Genomic DNA, 18,015 nt, shown 5'->3' on the forward strand with positions numbered 1-18,015 from the left:
GGAATATCGCCCGCTCAATTCGAACAGATAACCGCCGAAACGAGATAAAGAGGCGGAAATAAAACGGGACAAGTCCACGGCGATCCCTTCGCGGCGACAAATCGCGGCAATACTGTCCTCGCCACGCAGGCCTTCCAGAACAATGCGGATTTTCTCCTCCGACGAGTAGGGCTTGCGCGTCGCGCGCCGTATATCCTTGATCGTCCTTTCAGCCGCCGATGTCTGCGGTACAGGTTTCTGTCTCATCTTCGCTTCCTTTGATAGAGCTATCATGAGCCGAAAATCCTCTCTTCTCAATTAACACTGTTTTGTCTCAAGGGCGCTGATGTCGGACAGCGGCAAAGGTGGTAATGGCGGTTCGGTTACAAACTGTTGTGAACCAACCTATGGCGCTTCAAACGGCAAGGGCGGCAAAGGCGGCCATGGGATCAATGCTTCAGGCGGGACTATCACAAACACGGGCATTATCCTCGGCGGTGACGGCGGCGCATCTGGCACGGGAGGTTTCCATGTTACTGGTGGTGCCGGCGACGGCGGCGACGGTATTGTCGGCTCTGATCTGACGGTTGTGAACAGCAGTGCCATTGGCGGCGGCAAAGGGGGAGCCCAGGGAAATGGCCCCGCAGGTAAAGACGGATACGCGATACGCTTTCAAGGCGGAACGAACAGGCTTGAGCTTCATGCCGGTTCAAACATCACCGGAATTGTATATGGAACAACCGTGGGCGGTGCGACAAACACATTTGTGCTTAGTGGCGATACGGATGCGACATTTGCCGGAAACATAACCTCCGGAATAACAATCAATGGCAACGCACAATATTATGGTTTTCAAACCAATGAAAAGACCGGTGCCAGTATATGGTCGCTGACCGGCAGCTCTGAGTCATGGACGATCAAACAGGGTGTGCTTCAAATCGGCGATGGCGGTACAGGGGGTACCATCACAGGGAATGTCAACACCGGCCTTGATGCTACGATGAAGGGTACACTGGCTTTTAACCATTCCGATTTGCTGCCTCACAGTGGTGTTATTTCTGGTACCGGCAATATTGCACAGCGGGGAAGCGGCACGACGGTTCTGAGTGCCGACAATACTTATACAGGCAGCACCATTCTGGATGCGGGTACGCTGTCGGTGAGCAAAAACACCAATCTGGGTGATGCCGCAGGGGCACTCAGCTTCAAGGGCGGTATTTTGCAGATCACCGGCACAACATTCAATAACACCACACGCGTGATCAACTGGGGCAGTCAGGGTGGCGGTTTCGACATTGCCAATGCAGGCAACACCTTTACCGTCAGTCAGAATTTGGGTGCGGACGGTGCGATGACCAAGCTTGGCGCGGGTAAACTGGTTTTGTCGGGGAACAACACCTATACGGGCGGGACAACGGTTTTTGGAGGTATCCTGCAACTGGGTGATGGTACGACGGATGGTTCGATTATCGGCGATATTGCTCTTGGCGGCGGCGACCTGATCGTCAACAATAATGGCGCGACAACACTTGATGCCGCGATCAGCGGCACGGGGAATGTGACGCAAAAGGGTACCAACACGCTGACGCTTTCAGGCAATAACAGCTATGGCGACACTTTTTTCATGGCCGGAGTAATCTCGGTCGGACAGGAAGCGAACCTTGGTTCAGGTGCTCTCAATTTTGACGGCGGCACCTTACGGGTCACCGGCACCTATTTTCGAGGCACGGATAATGCGATCAACTGGGGTGCAAATGGCGGCAGCTTCGATATCACTGATGCCAATAATGTGTTTGCGCTGTCAAATGTCTTTACCGGTGCAGGCGGCCTGACCAAGTCAGGTAACGGCACGCTGGCTTTGTCGGGTGACAGCAGCGGCTTCACAGGTAATACAGATATCAATACCGGATCATTGCGCCTTGACGGTGGCAAACTTGGCGATGGGAAGGTTAATGTTGCATCCGGCGCTTCGCTCGGCGGTCATGGCACGATCGGCGGTATGACCACCGTTGCCGATAGCGGTAATCTGTTCGGTCAGACCGGGCAACGGCTCAATTTCCTCAAGGATCTGACGCTCAATGCCAACAGCAATGTCGATGTGACGCTGCATGGCCGGGCATCGATCAATGAGCTTTTTCACGTTGCTGGCAACCTGACTGTCAATGGTACGCTGACGGTCAACCCGAACAGCAATTTCGGCGCCGGCCTCTACCGCATTTTCCAGACAGACGGTATTCTGACAAACAACGGCATGGACATGGCTCCAGGCAGCAATCCCAATTACGAACTGCAGGTGCTAGACAATGACGGTCAGATCAATCTGATCAATGATGGTGGCCTGATCCTCAATTTCTGGGATGGCGCAGGTCCGGGCAATGATGACATCATTCAGGGTGGCAACGGGATCTGGAACGGCACTAATACCAGCTGGACTGACAAGGACGGCATTTTAAATGGCCAATGGGGCAACGATAATTTCGCTGTCTTTCAGGGGACAGGCGGCACCGTTACCATCGAACAGGGTTTCACGCCGACAGTCAGCGGTATGCAGTTCTTCGTCGACGGCTACAGGATTGAGAATGGCTCCATCACGCTTGGCGGTGCGGATAACTGGGTTCTCGTCGGCAATGGCGATCGGGCCGATAGCCGTAATATGACGGCAACCATCGCCTCGGCGCTTGAGGGCCAGAACGGAATCGTTAAGGGTGGCTACGGCACGCTTAACCTGACCGGCACCAACACCTATAGCGGCACGACCACGGTGAATGAGGGCACGCTGGAACTGAGTGACAATGGCAGCATCGACAACAGTCCCGAGATTGTGCTTGCTGGCACACAGTTCGACCACGGTGATCTGCGGATCAATAAGGAACAGAATTTCACACTCGAGAACCGGATAAGCGGCATTGGTGCGGTGGTAAAGGATAACATTGGTACGACGGTCTTTGCCGGCAATAACACATATTCCGGCGGGCTGACAGTAGAGCAAGGCATCGCTAAAGCCGGTATTGCCGACAATGCCTTTGGTTCGGGCAATGTGTCGATCAAAGGCGATGCAAAACTTGATCTGGACGGCTTTAACGAAACGGTTGGCAATCTGATCGGCGAACAGTCGGGCGACGGTGATATCACACTCGGTTTCGGCACCCTCACGCTTAATCAGAACCTGCATGGCGACTTCTCTGGTTCGATCTCCGGTACTGGCGGTATCACCAAAAACGGTGATGGCGATCTGATACTTTATGGCCAGAACCACTATTCGGGTGCCACGACCGTCAACAAAGGTGATCTGGTACAAGGGACTGTTGGCGGTTTCTCGGCCGCGTCCGCCTTTGCGGTAGTAAACGGCGCTTCGATCAGACTTGGCGGCTTTGATACGACGCTTGCTGCGCTCTCAAATGGCGGTGATATTTATTTCGGCGGTACGAGCGGAGCCGTGCTCAATGTCGCGGGAAATTACACGGGCAATGGCGGTACGCTACATATGTCGGCGGTACTGGGCGACGACAATTCCCTGACAGATCGAATGAATGTTAATGGCGATACATCCGGCACCAGCCAGATTGCTGTTAACAACCGCCAAGGCTTTGGCGGCAAGACCAGCAACGGCATCGAGATTATTAAAGTTGACGGCAATTCGGACGGCATCTTTACGCTTAACGGCGATTACAAGACCAAAGACGGTAAGCAGGCAATCATGACTGACTCTGCCTATGCCTACACGCTGCAGAAGGGTGGCATCAACACGCCAAATGACGGCAACTGGTATCTGGTCAGCCAAATGATCAAAGATGTTCCGGTCGATCCGGATTGCAAAAAGACCAATAGCTGCCCTGTACCACCCGATCCGGATCGCTTCAGCCCGGCAGCACCGGTTTATGAATCCTACACTGCCACCCTGCAGGCTCTGAATAAACTGCCGACACTGCAGCAACGTGTGGGTGAACGCTATCTGGGCGGCAGCAATCAGATCAACTCCGGTGCGACTGACAGCAAGGCCGTCTGGGGCCGCATCGAAGGCGGGCATAACCGTCAGGCAAACAGTTCAACAGCAGGCGATCTGCATCAGGAGATCAACACCTTTATCATGCAGGCCGGTGTGGATGGGCAGTTCTATGAGAATGAAAATGGCAAGCTGATTGCCGGTATTACCGGTCAATATGGCAACGCCCGCTCACATATCGACAACCGGACCGGCGACGGTTCGGGCTCTGTCAACACGCAAGGATGGGGGCTTGGTGCAACGACGACGTGGTACGATACGTCCGGCTTCTATGTCGATGCGCAGGCGCAGGCCAATTGGTATGACAGCGATCTTGGTATTGATGCTGTTAATCCGACCCTCAGAAACGGAAACAAGAGCTTCGGTTATGCCATGAGCCTTGAAGCCGGCCAACGCATTGCAATTGATCAGAGCTGGTCACTGACACCACAAACGCAGCTCATATGGTCAGCGGTGGATTTTGATACTTTTACCGATAGCTATGGCGCCCGTATCTCCAATAGAAGCGGCGACAGCCTGACAGCCCGGCTCGGCCTTGCAGCCCACTATGCTGACAGCTTCACGGGTTCTGGCGGACGGTTAGTCAATACAAGCGTCTATGGCATTGCCAATCTCTATCAGGAACTCATGGGCGACGCGCGGATAAACTATGCCGGCACGCCTATGACAACCGGCAGTGACAGGACGTGGGGCGGCATCGGTGCGGGCGGTAGCTATGTCTGGGCTGACAACAAATATGCACTCTATGGTGAAGGCACTATCAACACTTCTCTCAACCACTTTGCTGACAGTTATGCATTCAAAGGAACCGTAGGGTTCAGGGCCAAGTGGTAGGTTTTTCCGTGATGCTGGATCAAAGTTAAGGTTCCGGCACCCTCCAGTTTGTTCAAGGCAGGGGGTTATTCAATTCGAACAAAGCGCCCACTAACGCCGAACAGATAACAATCTTATTGGAACCGTCTTGTCTTATTGTTTAACATCACGGCCATTTGATAAATTTTGCCATTTTGCCATTTTGCACATATTTGGTCTGCCCCATTGGGTATCTGACTCCAACTCCGGTACTAGAGTTCAGACCGAGTATGCACTAACATTGAATCCAGATCACCCAATGGGGCAGACCAGTTGTAATTGGTTTATTAGCTTCAAATTTTCAATTATATTCTGCTTCACATTGTTCTCATGTTCAACGCTTGCTACACTCACCATAATTAATCCCGTTACAATAATGGCTACACTAGCCATTTTACTGAGATTTTTTATGGTGTTATTATGTTTTAAGCAGTTTAAAATTAAATAAAAATAATATACACGCAACTTCAGCATAGGTTTAGCTTAACTAAAAATAACAAATTGAATTTTCTGCATAAAGTTTTTCAATTTGTCTAAAATTTTCAGAGCCAATGTGTCTAATCATACAGGTGGCATTATTATATTTTTGCAAACTTTGATTTATAGCTTGAAACCCAAATCTTTCGTAGAATTTCGTATTTATCTCGGCATGAAGAACGAATATACTAATGTTTAATTTCTTTTGATATTCTTCAATTATTGGTTTTAATAATTTACTTGAATATCCACGCAAGCGCTCATCGTGTTTTGTTGCTAGTGATCCTAGCCCTATAGCCAATAAGTTGTCTAATGAAGGAAGGCTATAAATTATAATTGAGCTTACTAATTTATGGTTATGCTCGATAATGTACCAAATGCCTTTTTGGTATTTAATTGAACCTCTGCATTCGTTCATATATTCATCAAGACTATAATCTTTTCCCCAAACATCTATTCCCATCAAATATACTTCATCCATTTCATCTTTGTTGGCTTCACGGATAATGAATTCATCAATTTCAAATGGAGGAATTATTTCTGGTCTTCTTAGTGTACCAATGCTCATGCAGCACCACTGATCAGTGATTAATGATATTCAATTATGAAGAAAGTGAGAAGAATTCATATCCTTAATTATACGCCTCTAAACATTAAAGGGGTACAGATATACAACAGGCAGATCAGACGGTGAATGATAATGGGCGGAAACCAGTTTCATCGACGTCAGGCTTGTCTTCCCAAAGATAATCGCCGGTCAAATTCACATACTCCCGTGTGAGCGGTGACAGACTGGAGAGCATGTGCGCGGGGACAGTTTGTCCAGCGTTATGTAGCGCGTTGACAACACGGCCGGTGTAGATCGTATTCCAATGAACAATGGCGGTGACGACCAGGTTGAGGCTTGACGTTCGGATCGACAGGGTTTCCTGTCTGCGATCGCGGAAACGGCCAGGACATGAGGATTGGCGGCGCGTACGAAGCTGTTGCGGCTTTCGCCTTTGTTCAATTCTGCCGTGGTGGTCTTCCGTAGTTCCTCGTCATTGATCCAGTTGGGGGTGAACAGGGCGCACTCGATCCTGCCCATCTGGCGCAATGCCTGGGCGAGATCGCTCTGCTTTCTAGTCGCCGACAATTGCTTCAGCATCAGGGATGCGCTGACCGTGCGCGTACGCAACGACGTCATGAGGCGAAAAATGTCGTCCCAATGTGCTCGGATAAGATCGGCGTCGATACGGTCCCTCATGACATTCTGGAGAATGCCGTACTGTTTTGCGGCGCGGAAACCATAGAGACATCGCCCGTCGATATCAGGAATACGAGGTACGAAAGTAAAGTCGAGTGCATAACAAAATGCGAAGACGAGATCATTAACACCGCCGTCACCGAGATAGATATGCTGACCGTCAGACGTTGAAACGGTGTGCGAGCCGAATACAAACGCGAACGGGACATTATGCTGAGCCTCGATTAGCCGGGCGAGCGCCAGGCTAAAGGTTTCCTCCCTTAAGTGCCAGATTGCCATTTGCTGTAACTGGCGGCATGGCCGACGCGACCCGCCTTGCAAAAGCGATTGCAGCTTCGGTCTCTGTGGTTTTGACTGCCGGCACCCGCAAGCCTTTCGCGCCGGTACGGGTATCTCCTCTGCCGGCTTCTAGCCTGTTCGCCGCCTCACGCAACTTTTGGTCCGGTGCCTCGGCTTTAATTATGGCATAGGTCTGCTGCGAGATCATATTCTCGTCGAGAGCTCGGCAAGTGCGAGCCCCCTTGATCCAGATCTCGTTGCCAGCGATCCGGTTCTCCAACTCGATGATTATGAAGTCGCGGTTCTGCTGATTTCCCTCGAAGGTGAATGCAGTCATGCACAGGGCAGAGAAACGCCGGATGCGCACGTATTGAGCTGGAAGGTAGGCGATCAGGTCATCATCCTTGCGGGTACGAGATGCGGCTTTTGCTGCTGCGGTTGCTTGTATCAACTGTTCCCAACTGACAACCGTATTGACGGCCTCATCAAGAGAAAGTCCGTTTTCCCGCATGGCTGCATCTCCCGATTTTCCGGGTGGTTCCCGCAACCAGGAGACGCCACTCTGACGGGTGCGCGGTCCCATACGTAGCAGCGTTTCCATCCTAGCGATGATGTTCGGCGGCAATCTTTCCGCCACATCGGCGAACAGCGCCTCCTCGGCTTCGGTGCAAGCCTGCCCGGCCAATCTTTCGATTGCGGTGATGCCGAGAATGACGGATACGCCGCTGAGGCATCGAATATGGTGAGACCGCGTGGCAGGCCGCACTTCGGGAAGTCGAGGAAGAAATCGGGCTCTGCCTGGCAGATCTGTATTCCGCTGATATTTGTGAACAGTTTTATGAAGCTGATCGCGACGCGATCACACTGACGCCGGTATTTGTCGCCTTTGCACCGACAGACTGCAGCGTGCAATTGAACGACGAACACGATGATTTTCGTTGGTTGTCTTTATATGAGGCGACCGCCTTGCTGCCATTCGTCGGACAGCAGGCCACTCTCGAGCATATCAAGAAAGAGTTCGTTGAGAGAAAGCCTGATCCGTGGTTGTGCATCCAAACCTAAAGGTATCCCCTCCGGGCTACTTCTGTCAGCTATCGTATATCTGTGCCCCTTTAATGTTCAGGGGTCTGATGGTATCCGTGATTATGCTCTGACTTTGATCCGAGAATGCTATCTTGATTTTGGGCCAACACTGGCCGCAGAGAAATTGGCTGCAGCGCAGCGTTTTTTCAAGAAAACTATCGCAACTAATGGCGGTCCCGAGAGCGGTCCCATTACAAAAGCGACGCCAATCTGGCTGGCATCAAGCTGTTAACATGATCCGCAAGAACCAATTCGCCAACGACAACCGTTCGCCATTTCAGCTCTTTGCGGCGTTCGCAGCATAATTGCGCTCAGAGATAAGCACACATCTGTCTTACTCAAAACTTTGCGATAAAGCCGCGAGAAGAGCCTTAATGTTTCAGCGGTGTATTTTTCTGCAGGTCTCAATCGCGATCAGACATTGCGCCCAACAGCCTTGGTAAATCACCAAAGCGCGCAACGAGGCCGAAAATAATTGCTGCAGTCAGTACGAACAACAAAGTGACCGATGCCATTGTCGGCGTGTAGCCATAGCGCAGAGAATTGAAGATTTTGATCGGCAGAGTTTCCATGGTGAAACCAACCGTCATATATGCGACGATATATTCGTTGAGTGATAAAACGAAAGCGAATGCATATCCGGAAACAATATAGGGCGTAATCAACGGTAAAATGACGGTGCGGAAAATGACCCGATCTTCCGCTCCCATTGTAGCAGCAGCTTCGACCAAAGAGCGGTCGATAGAACTGAACCCCAGAGACAGTGTTACCAGTGGCAGCGTGACAAAGAAAATACCGTGGCTGATAACCGCCGTCCAGGATTGTCCGTAAAAACCGGTCGTTGCCCAAAACGTCAACAGTCCCAGTGCCGTAATAACCGGCGGCAGCGTAAAGGGTGCAATTCCCAGGAGTTGGAAAATATTTGCCCATTTGGCTTTTCGCCGCCAAACGAACCATGCCAATGGCAGTGCAATTGAAACGGCAAAAGCGGCAGATAACAACGCCAAAGTCAGCGATGCGATCATTGCGTTCCTCCATTCCGGATTCATGAAGATCTCGGCATACCAATGCAATGACATGCCTTTAGGCGGAAAATTCAGCGCTTGTTTCTCATTAATCGACACGCCGGCCACAACAATCAACGGCAGTGCCAAAAACAAGCCAATCAGACAGAAATATAATTTTCGGAGAAATCCGCTCATGCTGTTTCTCCTTTTTTACCGGCAATCACTGTCAGCGCCACCAAGCCAAGCGTTACCAGCACCAGAAAGACAGCCATTGCTGCAGCAAACGGCATATTGGACTGGTAAATCGCCTGATCTGTGATCAATACCGACAAGGTCCAGTGCTGCGGACGTCCTAAAAGTTGCGGCAGCAAATAACTTCCCAGAGCAAAGATAAACACCATAATCAATGTAGCAATAATCGTGTTGCGCAAGGCAGGAATAACGACCGTTGCAAAGGCTTTGACAGGCGACGCTCCCAGTGTTCGTGCTGCCTCTGTCAGCGTCGGATCAAGACGCACAAGTGCGGGAAATAAAACGAGCACTGTATAGGGAAATGCCTGATAAACGATGCCTGTCAAAACGGCACCAAAACTCGGCGTCAATGCCACAGGTTCCTGCATCAGCCCCAGCAGAACCAAAATATTGGTTATCCCTGCCGTGCGGGAGAACAGAGTTGACCAGGCAAAACCGATGATCACCTCTGACAAGGATAGAATTGACAACAGCGCTACCAGCCACACGACCTGCACTTGTTTCTGCATCCGCGTTAATAAGTAGGTGAAAGGCAATGCCATTACGACGCAGCAAACTGCGACCAGAATTGACAGCCCCAATGAGAAGCTCAGCACACCGCCAAAAAACGTTGATATGAAACGGGCATAATTATCCAGCACGAAATCGGTTGTATAAAACCCGCCTGCCTGACGCTTAAAAAAGCTCACAGCAATCATTGTTCCGAACGGAACCACGAAAAACACAATCAGCATCAATGCCGGAAACAGGATCGGCATATAATCCCTAAAATGCTGTGGCGGCTCACGTCTCATTTGCGCAGCACCACGCTGTTATCCTGAGCAAACGCAATACCAACCATCTGCCCGATTTTAATTTGCGTATTCTCTCTTTGCGTTGAAACAGCAACGATTTGCCTGCCGGCAATATCGATAAAAGTCTCTGTTGTTGCGCCCAGATCGCGAATGAAAGACACCTGCCCTGACAGAACTCCTTCGCGCGGCGCAATAAGCTCAATATCCTCAGGGCGTACACATAGAATACCCTTGGCAAGATCGTCAGGCATAGTGACAGCCTCAACCGCTTGCCCGAAGGCCAGCACGCGCTGAGCGGCATCTTTCTCGAGTTCCAGCAAATTTGTTTGCCCGATAAAACCGGCCACAAAACTATCCGCCGGACGGCGATAAATTTCAATTGGCGGAGCAACCTGACGAATTTCGCCGCCATTCATCACCACAACCGTATCAGCCATTGTCATTGCTTCACGCTGATCATGCGTTACAACAATGGTCGTAATGCCAAGCCGCTGTTGTAACTGACGCAACTCAACCTGCATTGCTTCACGCAATTTTGCGTCCAGCGCCGAGAGTGGTTCATCAAGCAAAAATAGTTTTGGCGCTATCGTCAAGGCACGGGCAATAGCCACGCGCTGTCGTTGCCCGCCGGATAACTTGGCCACAGGCCGGTCAGCGAACCCCTTGAGATGGATCATATCCAGAAGTTCATCCACACGCTGTTTCTGGTCTTGCTTACCTGCACCACGGATCCGCAACGGATAAGCAATATTCTCTCCCACCGTTAAATGCGGGAACAATGCCAGTGACTGAAACACCATGCCGAGCTCCCGTTTATGGGTAGGCATGCGGGTAATATCCTGATCATCCAATGCAATTTTGCCGGTAGTTGGCAAATCAAGACCTGCGATCATACGTAATAATGTTGTCTTCCCGCAGCCGGACGGCCCCAGCATACAAACGAATGTGCCGTGCGGTACATGCAGATCAACATTATTGACTGCGCGAAAATTCCCGAATTCTTTCACAATATTCTGAAGTGCAAGTCCTGACATGCTTATCCTTCTTACCTGCCCTCAAACGCGCATAATATTGAATATTGGCCATTGCCTTAAGGTGCTCCCGTCAGGGGCAAAACCTGACGGGAATTATGAATATGCAAAACGCGACGGAAAACGGATGTCGCGCTGTTTTTAACCGGCGATCATTTCCGTCCATTTCTGGTTGAGCCAGTCAGCGCGTGTCTGATACATGGCAAAACGCGGAATGACCGGATCAATATCTGATGATACTGCCGCAAATTCTTCAGCAGTCAAATCCATGCTGTCGCGTTTGACAGTTGGTGATGTACCGACTTTACGGGCAAGCGTCGCCTGAATGGCAGGCTGACACATATAATCAATGAAAATATGCGCCTCTTCGCTCTTCTTGGATGCACTGGATAATGCCCAACTGCCCGCATCCTGAATGCCGCCCTCTTTAGGGAAGGTTGAACGGACAGGATTACCATCCGCGGCCGCAAGCCCTGTGACATCGTGATAATATTGCCCCATCGGAATTTCACCGGATTTCAGCGCCTGTTCAAACTGTGCCTCATCCCGATACCACAGCCGGACATTCGGTTTTACTTCCGCTAATTTGTCAAAAACCTTGAGAATACCTTCTTCCGTATCCAGAATTTCCGGCCCGTCAAAATAGGTTTTTGCAGTCACGTCCAGCAAAAAGGAGTTAGAAACCAAAGCCAGCAGACCAAGCTTATCCTTGTTAGCCGGATCCCACAGTGCTGCCCAAGAAGTCGGCGGTTCTTTATAAACGTCCGTATTGGTGACAAGTGTAATATACCACGACACAGCACCAATACCGGCAACACGACCGTCAGGATATTTATTGATAAAACGGTCCAGCAAGTTCGAGCTGTTTTTGATCTTGTCTAAATCAAGCGGTGCCCAAAGCTCATTGGCCTGACCTTTCAGCATCGCCACCTGCGACATCATTGAAACGTCTGCCGGTGCCTGTCCGGCACGGGCAGCCTGCGAGAGCTGCACCAGCCACGCCTCACCTGTAGGCTCCGCGATCGACTCCACCGCAATACCGGTTGCTTTGGTGAATTCCGGAAAAATATTCTTATCAAATGAATCTTTGAAGTAACCGCCATAGACGCCAACTTTCAAGGATTTGTCCTGTGCGCGCAAAATACCAGGCATGGCCAATACTGATACGCCAGCCAAACCCGCGCCCAATACAGTGCGTCGGTTCATCGACATAATCGTCATTATCTTCCTCCCAGCGGCAGATATAAACTGCCAGTCTCCCCAGTGAATTTATGTATAAATTTTAACTTAAATCAATCTCACATTATCTGACGTATTATCGCAGACCCGTTATTGCAGGACTGAAAACCATCAGGCTGAGAATTTCAAACAAAACCTGCGCACCGGCATGGGCTGTATTGGTCGTCGCATCATATTGTGGCGCAACCTCCACCACATCACCACCAACCAGATTAATGCCTTTCAGCCCGCGCAACAGTTCCAGCACTTCGCGTGTTGTCAGCCCTCCCACCTCCGGGGTGCCTGTACCTGGTGCAATACTAGGATCAAGACTATCAATATCAAAAGACAAATAAGTCGGTCCGTCACCAATAATGGCTTTCGCCTTCTCAATAATAGCCGGAATACCCATCCCCGTCACTTCTTCCGCATGGATCACTGTCATGCCGGATTCATACGAGAACTCCCAAAGATATTCGGATGACCCGCGAATACCGATCTGAATAACACGGGTCGGATCAAGCACACCGTCCAGCACCGCATTACGAAACGGCCCGCCATGATGGAATTTGGTCAGGTCATAGGCACCGCCGGTATCGCAATGTGCATCAATATGGATCATACCAACCGGACGTTTTTTACCCACCGCTTTCAAGATCGGATGCGTTATGGAGTGGTCGCCGCCGACAGAAAGCGGAATAACTCCCGCATCCACAATCTGATTGACGCGCTTTTCAATATCGTCATGACTCATTTCCAGCCGGTAACGACTGCGAAAAGGCACATCCCCGATATCAGCAACCCGCAATTCATGAAGCGGTGTACAGCCAAGCACATGATTGTAAGGGCCAATACGCTCAATTGTACGCAAGGCGCGTGGCCCGAAACGTGAGCCGGTGCGGTTTGTCACGCCAAGATCCATAGGCACACCAAGAAGCGCCACCTGCAGATCGCCAAAATCCGGTGTTTCCGCATCGACAGCCAAATGCGGCGCAGTCAGCAGTGTTGGCATACCAGCATAAGGCGCAACACGCGTGCCGCTTTCGTTAAATATTTTTGCTGCAACTTTCTGAAAAACCGGATCGAACATTTCGCCGCCATGGCTTTCACCATATTTAGCACGTAGTTCATCCAGCTTATTTGCATCCCATGCCATTACCGTTCTCCTCAGCGCTTCTGACGGGGATCAACAACAATGCTCAGATCAACGGATATTTGATCCGTTTTTATATTTGCCCGTCCCCGCGGATCTTTTTTAAAATCTTTCGATAATTAGGAGGCAATTTCAGATGAAAATCAATTGACATTAACACTATGCCTCGTGTGAGAATATCTCACATATTTTGAGAGGGAGATTTTGCATGACCAATCGCCTGCCACCCCTCAACCCACTACGTGCATTTGAAGCAACCGCACGCTGCGGATCGGTTACGGCCGCAGCACAGGAACTGAATGTTACTCACGGCGCTATCAGTCATCAAATCCGTGCACTGGAGCTCTTCCTCGATGTAACGCTGTTTGAAAGAGGCGGAAAACGGCTCAAGCTTACAGCGCAGGGCGCATTTCTTCTCCCTGCTGTCAGCCATGCTTTTGCTGAAATTGCAGCCGCAACAACAGCCGTCACCAGACCGGCGACAAGCGGCCGGTTAAAAATTGCCTGCGTGCCTGCACTGCTCTCCTTATGGATGATCCCGCGTTTACATTTATTCACACAGCAGTTCCCAGAAATCCAACTGACACTGGTCCCGTCCAATGATCCGGCCAATCTGCAAAGCCGCGATATTGATCTGTGCCTGCTCTATGGTGACGGAAAATGCGGTGATCATTGGTCACGCCTGTGGAGCAGGCTGGAACTGTTTCCTGTTATCAGTCCGACATTGCTGAACAAGCAGCCGCTGCGCTCTTTGCGTGATCTTCAGAACCATACGATCCTGCATGGTGATGACGGGCGCGAGTGGAATACATGGTCTACGGTTGCAGAAGCTAAATCTGTCCCTCGCGGCAGACAGCACTATTTTAGCGATGCGCGACTTGCCATTGAAGCCGCATTACATAATCAGGGCGTAGCATTGGGAGATACCCTGACAGTCAGCAATCTCATCGCCCGCGGCGAATTAATCGTGCCTTTTGATTACACAGTTCCTGCCAATGATGCGTTTTTCGTAACCTGCCGTCACGAAGCACGTGCAGCACCGATTGTCCGTGTTTTCATTGACTGGTTGTTTTCAACTCTCGAAGCTGAGGCAGTACCAGTGTTTCAATGAGAGAACAAAATTATCAAAAACGACTTCGTGCAAAACATTAATATGTAGTCTCAATGAGATCTTTTATCAGCCGGATACTCGAAGCAGAGGTTTGTGAAAAGACGGGCGAGGCAAAACCCAGTTCCACACTTCTCACGTCCGGATTAGGTTGGCTGATGCGTCCTGAGCTGTGAATTTCATATGCACCGGTTACCTGCAAAATCTTTCGCGCATTTTCAACATTCACGCCGCTGCCTGGCATGATTGAAATCCGGCCAGCTGCTCGCTGTACCAGCTGCAGCAGCAGATCAGCTCCGTCAATTGCCTTTAATTGCCGGCCGGACGTCAGAATACGTTCAAAGCCCAGATCAATTGCCTGTTCCAATGCCTCAAACGGATCCGGTACTAAATCAAAAGCCCGATGCAGTGTGAGACCCATCCCCTCTGCCCGCGCAATCAAGCGTTGCAACAGTGCGATATCCAGCCGGTTATCTTGTGTTGAAGCGCCCAGCACCACACCGGCAAGTCCGGCTTTGCGCATAGCATCTATTTCCTGCAGCATGGCTTCGGTTTCCATTACTGTGAAGCAGAAATTACCGGCACGGGGGCGGATCATGGCATAGACCGGAACCGGCGCCAAAGCAGCCTGCGCAATCAATCCGGCCGTTGGTGTTAACCCGCCGCTATCGAGACTGGAGCAGAGTTCAATTCTGTCTGCGCCACCCTCAAGTGCGGCAGCCAACCCTTCCGGATCATCAACACAAATTTCCAGCATCTTCTTCATGTTATGCCCCTATGATAATTGCCGCGCGGATATAGCTGCACCGATCAATCCGCCTTCACTGCGGAACCGACCGGGCACAACAACCGGTTGTTCAATCCGTCGTAAAATGCGTGCTCTGACCGCCTGATCAAGTGCCTGAATAAGCTTCTCAGCGCTTGTCAGGCCTCCGCCAACCGGCACGATGGATGCGCCGGTAATATTGATCACGGCTGCCAGCGGATCAGCCATAAGGTGCAGATAGACCTCAATAGTGCGTTTGGGCTTTTCAGCCCCCTGCTCCCAGCCTGTTACAATTGTGCGGCTGTCACTTTCCTCATTGTGCAAATACCGATGAAGCCGCTCGATGCCACGTGCGCCGCCAATAGTGTCAACGCACCCCTTTTGCCCGCAACCACAGGAAAAGCGCGGTATATAAAGCGGGTTCGCCTCACCCTCTAACTCCAACATTGTGTTGAGGATCGGGCCATGTCCCCATTCGCCGGTGATGCCGCCGGCACCACGTATCAGACGCCCGTCATTGACAAGGCCGCCGCCGACACCGGTACCAAGAACTGCACAAAACACAACGCGATGGCCTGCCCCTGCGCCTTCACCAGCTTCGGCCAGTGCCAAACTGTCGGCATCATTGACAGCCACAACCCGACGCCCGAGATGGTGCTCAAGCTCCTGATCAAGCACATGGCCATTGATACACGGAATATTGGCTGAGAATGCCCGCCCGTCTGCCGGATCAATCAGTCCCGCAATCGACAGCGCAAGTGGTGCCTGATTATCTCCGCCATGCTTATTCAGCAATGTTTTAAGTGCCTGCACAAAACCTGACCAGTCATCAACCGGCGTTGTCACTTTATCAAGAGACACAAGCTCCCCTGCTTTAGGCGAGAATGCCAGACGGATAAACGAACCGCCCACATCCGCTGCGAAAACCGGATTTATGTTTGAAGTTTCTGAATGCTGCATCGATGCGTGCCTCAACGGCGCGGATCCAGAAGATCGCGCAGGCCGTCACCAAGAATGTTAAAACCAAGAACGGTTATCATGACCGCGATACCCGGAAACAGCGACATATAAATATTCACACCGAGATAATTGCGCCCGCTCGACATCATTGCTCCCCATTCCGGCAAAGGCGGTTGTGCACCAAGGCCAAGGAAAGAAAGGCTGGCCGCCGACAAAATTACCGTACCGGCTGTCAGGGTGGACTGTACGATAATCGGCCCGATGGCATTTGGCAGAATATAATGGGTCATCACCCGCCAGCGCCGTAGCCCGAGAGAAATCGCCGCTTCCACATAATCCATCGAGCGCAGCCCCAAGGTCAGATTACGGGCAAGGCGGGCGTAGACAGGGATGGAGAAAATCGCAATTGCCACCAGCAGGTTGACCAGACTGCTGCCGAGAATGGAAACCAGCAGGATTGCCAGTACGATGCCCGGAAAGGCAAACAGCACATCCATGCACCACATGATAACTGCATCAACACGCTTGCCTGCCATGCCTGACAAGATACCAAGCGGAACACCGCTGATTATAGCAAGACCAACACCCAGCGTGACTTCCAGCAGAGAGATACGTGCCCCGTAAACCACGCGCGCAAAAATATCGCGTCCGCTGTCATCTGTCCCGAACGGATGCTGCCATGACGGCGGCAGCATTGTACTCAGCAAGTCCTGTTCATAGGGATCGGCACCGGTCAGAAGTGGCGCAAAAATTGCGCATAATACAATCAGCGAAACCAGAAAGCCGCCAATAGTAATGCTGGGATGCTGTGCCAGCCAATGCATGCAGCGCATGAATATGCTGCGGCGCGATGATCCGGCGATAAGATTAGCATTTGTCATCAGTTAAACCTTATGCGCGGATTGAGCGTTGCAATCAGCAACTCAGCAATGAAATTCGCCATGACAACACCGGTCACTGCAACAAGTGTAACGCCCTGAATGACCGGATAATCACGATAGCGCACAGCATCCACCAGCAAACGGCCGATACCGGGCCAATTGAAGACGGATTCTGTGACAACAGCGCCGCCTATCAGAGCACCGAAATTCAGCCCGACAATGGTGATGATCGGGATCAGCGCATTACGCAGAGCATGACGCCAATAAATAGCGGCAACAGAGACGCCTTTGGCTCGTGCTGTACGAATGAAGTCCTGCCCCAGTACCTCAATCATGCTCGAACGCGTCATACGAGCAATAAGCGCAGCAGGCAGAACAGCCAGTGTCACAGATGGCAGGATAAAGCTTTTCCAGCTTGATGCACCGAGCAGCGGCAGCCAGCCGAGCTTGACCGAAAACGTGTTCATCGCCATCAAAGCCAGCCAGAAATTGGCGATGGAAGCGCCCATAATGGCCAGAAACATCACCATTTGATCCGGCCAGCCATGACGGTAAATCGCCCCGAGCATACCCGCCGGCACACCGATAGCCATCGCCAGCAAATAGGCTGTCAGGGTCAAAGCCAGTGTATATGGCAAACGCTCGGATATTTCACTGGTCACCGGTAATTTTGAGCGGATAGAAGTGCCGAGATCGCCCTGCACTGCGCCATAGGCAAATTGCGCATATTGCTCCGGCAGACTGCGATCAAGCCCCAGACGAGAACGCATATTATCAACGGCTTCCTGCGTCGCTTCCGGTCCCGCCATCAGGCGCGCCGGATCTCCCGGCAATGCGCGCAGCGCCAGAAAGATCAGCAGAGACACGCCGATCAGGATCAGCGGCAGACCGATAAGCTTACGGATAATATAGGTTTTCATACATAT

14 protein-coding genes and 1 pseudogene are annotated in these 18,015 nt (G+C 51.2%); 3 read left to right on the forward strand and 12 right to left on the reverse strand.

Translation table 11 applies throughout. The annotated features are described in order from the left end of the window. A partial coding sequence (locus HBA93_RS15830; protein ID WP_286201985.1) for a transposase occupies positions 1 to 246 on the reverse strand: 246 nt, incomplete at its 3' end. Between the two features lie 79 nt (positions 247 to 325). Between HBA93_RS15830 and HBA93_RS15835 the strand changes: the two genes are divergently transcribed. Further along, complete coding sequence (locus HBA93_RS15835) at positions 326 to 4,816, forward strand: autotransporter outer membrane beta-barrel domain-containing protein (protein ID WP_221723880.1); 4,491 nt, start codon at positions 326 to 328, stop codon at positions 4,814 to 4,816. A gap of 505 nt (positions 4,817 to 5,321) precedes the next feature. On the opposite strand, the gene HBA93_RS15840 is transcribed toward HBA93_RS15835, so the two are convergent. Both HBA93_RS15840 and HBA93_RS15845 read right to left on the reverse strand, forming a co-directional pair. Further along, positions 5,322 to 5,879: a GNAT family N-acetyltransferase gene (locus tag HBA93_RS15840; protein WP_221723881.1), complete on the reverse strand. Its 558-nt coding sequence runs from the start codon at positions 5,877 to 5,879 to the stop codon at positions 5,322 to 5,324. A gap of 115 nt (positions 5,880 to 5,994) precedes the next feature. Then, positions 5,995 to 7,359: pseudogene (locus HBA93_RS15845) on the reverse strand (Tn3 family transposase); the annotation flags it as partial. Between the two features lie 209 nt (positions 7,360 to 7,568). Between HBA93_RS15845 and HBA93_RS15850 the strand changes: the two are divergent. After that, positions 7,569 to 7,898, forward strand: coding sequence for an NUDIX domain-containing protein (locus tag HBA93_RS15850; protein ID WP_221723911.1), 330 nt, complete (start codon positions 7,569 to 7,571; stop codon positions 7,896 to 7,898). Positions 7,899 to 8,323: 425 nt separating this feature from the next. Here the strand turns inward: HBA93_RS15850 and HBA93_RS15855 are convergent, their stop codons facing one another. From HBA93_RS15855 to speB, 5 genes are all read right to left on the reverse strand, one after another. Further along, positions 8,324 to 9,121, reverse strand: coding sequence for an ABC transporter permease (locus tag HBA93_RS15855; RefSeq protein ID WP_221723882.1), 798 nt, complete (start codon positions 9,119 to 9,121; stop codon positions 8,324 to 8,326). Then, entirely contained in the window at positions 9,118 to 9,972 is an 855-nt protein-coding gene (locus tag HBA93_RS15860) for an ABC transporter permease (RefSeq protein ID WP_221723883.1), read from the reverse strand. Before HBA93_RS15860 ends, HBA93_RS15855 begins: the two co-directional genes overlap by 4 nt. Continuing rightward, the gene (locus HBA93_RS15865; protein WP_221723884.1) at positions 9,969 to 11,006 is read right to left on the reverse strand and encodes an ABC transporter ATP-binding protein; all 1,038 of its coding nucleotides are present in this window, start codon (positions 11,004 to 11,006) and stop codon (positions 9,969 to 9,971) included. Before HBA93_RS15865 ends, HBA93_RS15860 begins: the two co-directional genes overlap by 4 nt. 138 nt (positions 11,007 to 11,144) lie before the next feature. Next, positions 11,145 to 12,224 carry an ABC transporter substrate-binding protein gene (locus tag HBA93_RS15870; RefSeq protein ID WP_221723885.1) on the reverse strand — a complete coding sequence of 360 codons (1,080 nt, stop codon included), beginning with the start codon at positions 12,222 to 12,224 and terminating at the stop codon, positions 11,145 to 11,147. Positions 12,225 to 12,318: 94 nt separating this feature from the next. Further along, positions 12,319 to 13,377, reverse strand: a complete 1,059-nt coding sequence (speB, locus tag HBA93_RS15875) for an agmatinase (RefSeq protein WP_221723886.1) — start codon at positions 13,375 to 13,377, stop codon at positions 12,319 to 12,321. A gap of 205 nt (positions 13,378 to 13,582) precedes the next feature. Here speB and HBA93_RS15880 point away from each other — a divergent pair, with 205 nt between their 5' ends. Beyond that, on the forward strand, positions 13,583 to 14,485 hold the full coding sequence (locus HBA93_RS15880) for a LysR substrate-binding domain-containing protein (protein ID WP_122007633.1): 903 nt from the start codon (positions 13,583 to 13,585) through the stop codon (positions 14,483 to 14,485). Positions 14,486 to 14,522: 37 nt separating this feature from the next. Here HBA93_RS15880 and HBA93_RS15885 read toward each other — a convergent pair whose 3' ends face one another. Genes HBA93_RS15885 through HBA93_RS15900 form a run of 4 tightly spaced genes read right to left on the reverse strand, consistent with a single transcriptional unit; the run spans position 14,523 to position 18,009 of the window. Next, the gene (locus HBA93_RS15885; protein ID WP_221723887.1) at positions 14,523 to 15,248 is read right to left on the reverse strand and encodes a copper homeostasis protein CutC; all 726 of its coding nucleotides are present in this window, start codon (positions 15,246 to 15,248) and stop codon (positions 14,523 to 14,525) included. Positions 15,249 to 15,257: 9 nt separating this feature from the next. After that, complete coding sequence (locus tag HBA93_RS15890; protein WP_221723888.1) at positions 15,258 to 16,208, reverse strand: ROK family protein; 951 nt, start codon at positions 16,206 to 16,208, stop codon at positions 15,258 to 15,260. Between the two features lie 11 nt (positions 16,209 to 16,219). Further along, positions 16,220 to 17,089, reverse strand: coding sequence for an ABC transporter permease (locus tag HBA93_RS15895; RefSeq protein WP_221723889.1), 870 nt, complete (start codon positions 17,087 to 17,089; stop codon positions 16,220 to 16,222). After that, the gene (locus tag HBA93_RS15900; protein ID WP_113944296.1) at positions 17,089 to 18,009 is read right to left on the reverse strand and encodes an ABC transporter permease; all 921 of its coding nucleotides are present in this window, start codon (positions 18,007 to 18,009) and stop codon (positions 17,089 to 17,091) included. The genes HBA93_RS15895 and HBA93_RS15900 overlap by 1 nt, the downstream gene beginning before the upstream one ends. Between the last annotated feature and the right edge of the window lie 6 nt (positions 18,010 to 18,015).

Origin of the sequence: Ochrobactrum sp. SFR4, assembly GCF_019730395.1 — a bacterium.
Lineage (GTDB): Bacteria > Pseudomonadota > Alphaproteobacteria > Rhizobiales > Rhizobiaceae > Pseudochrobactrum.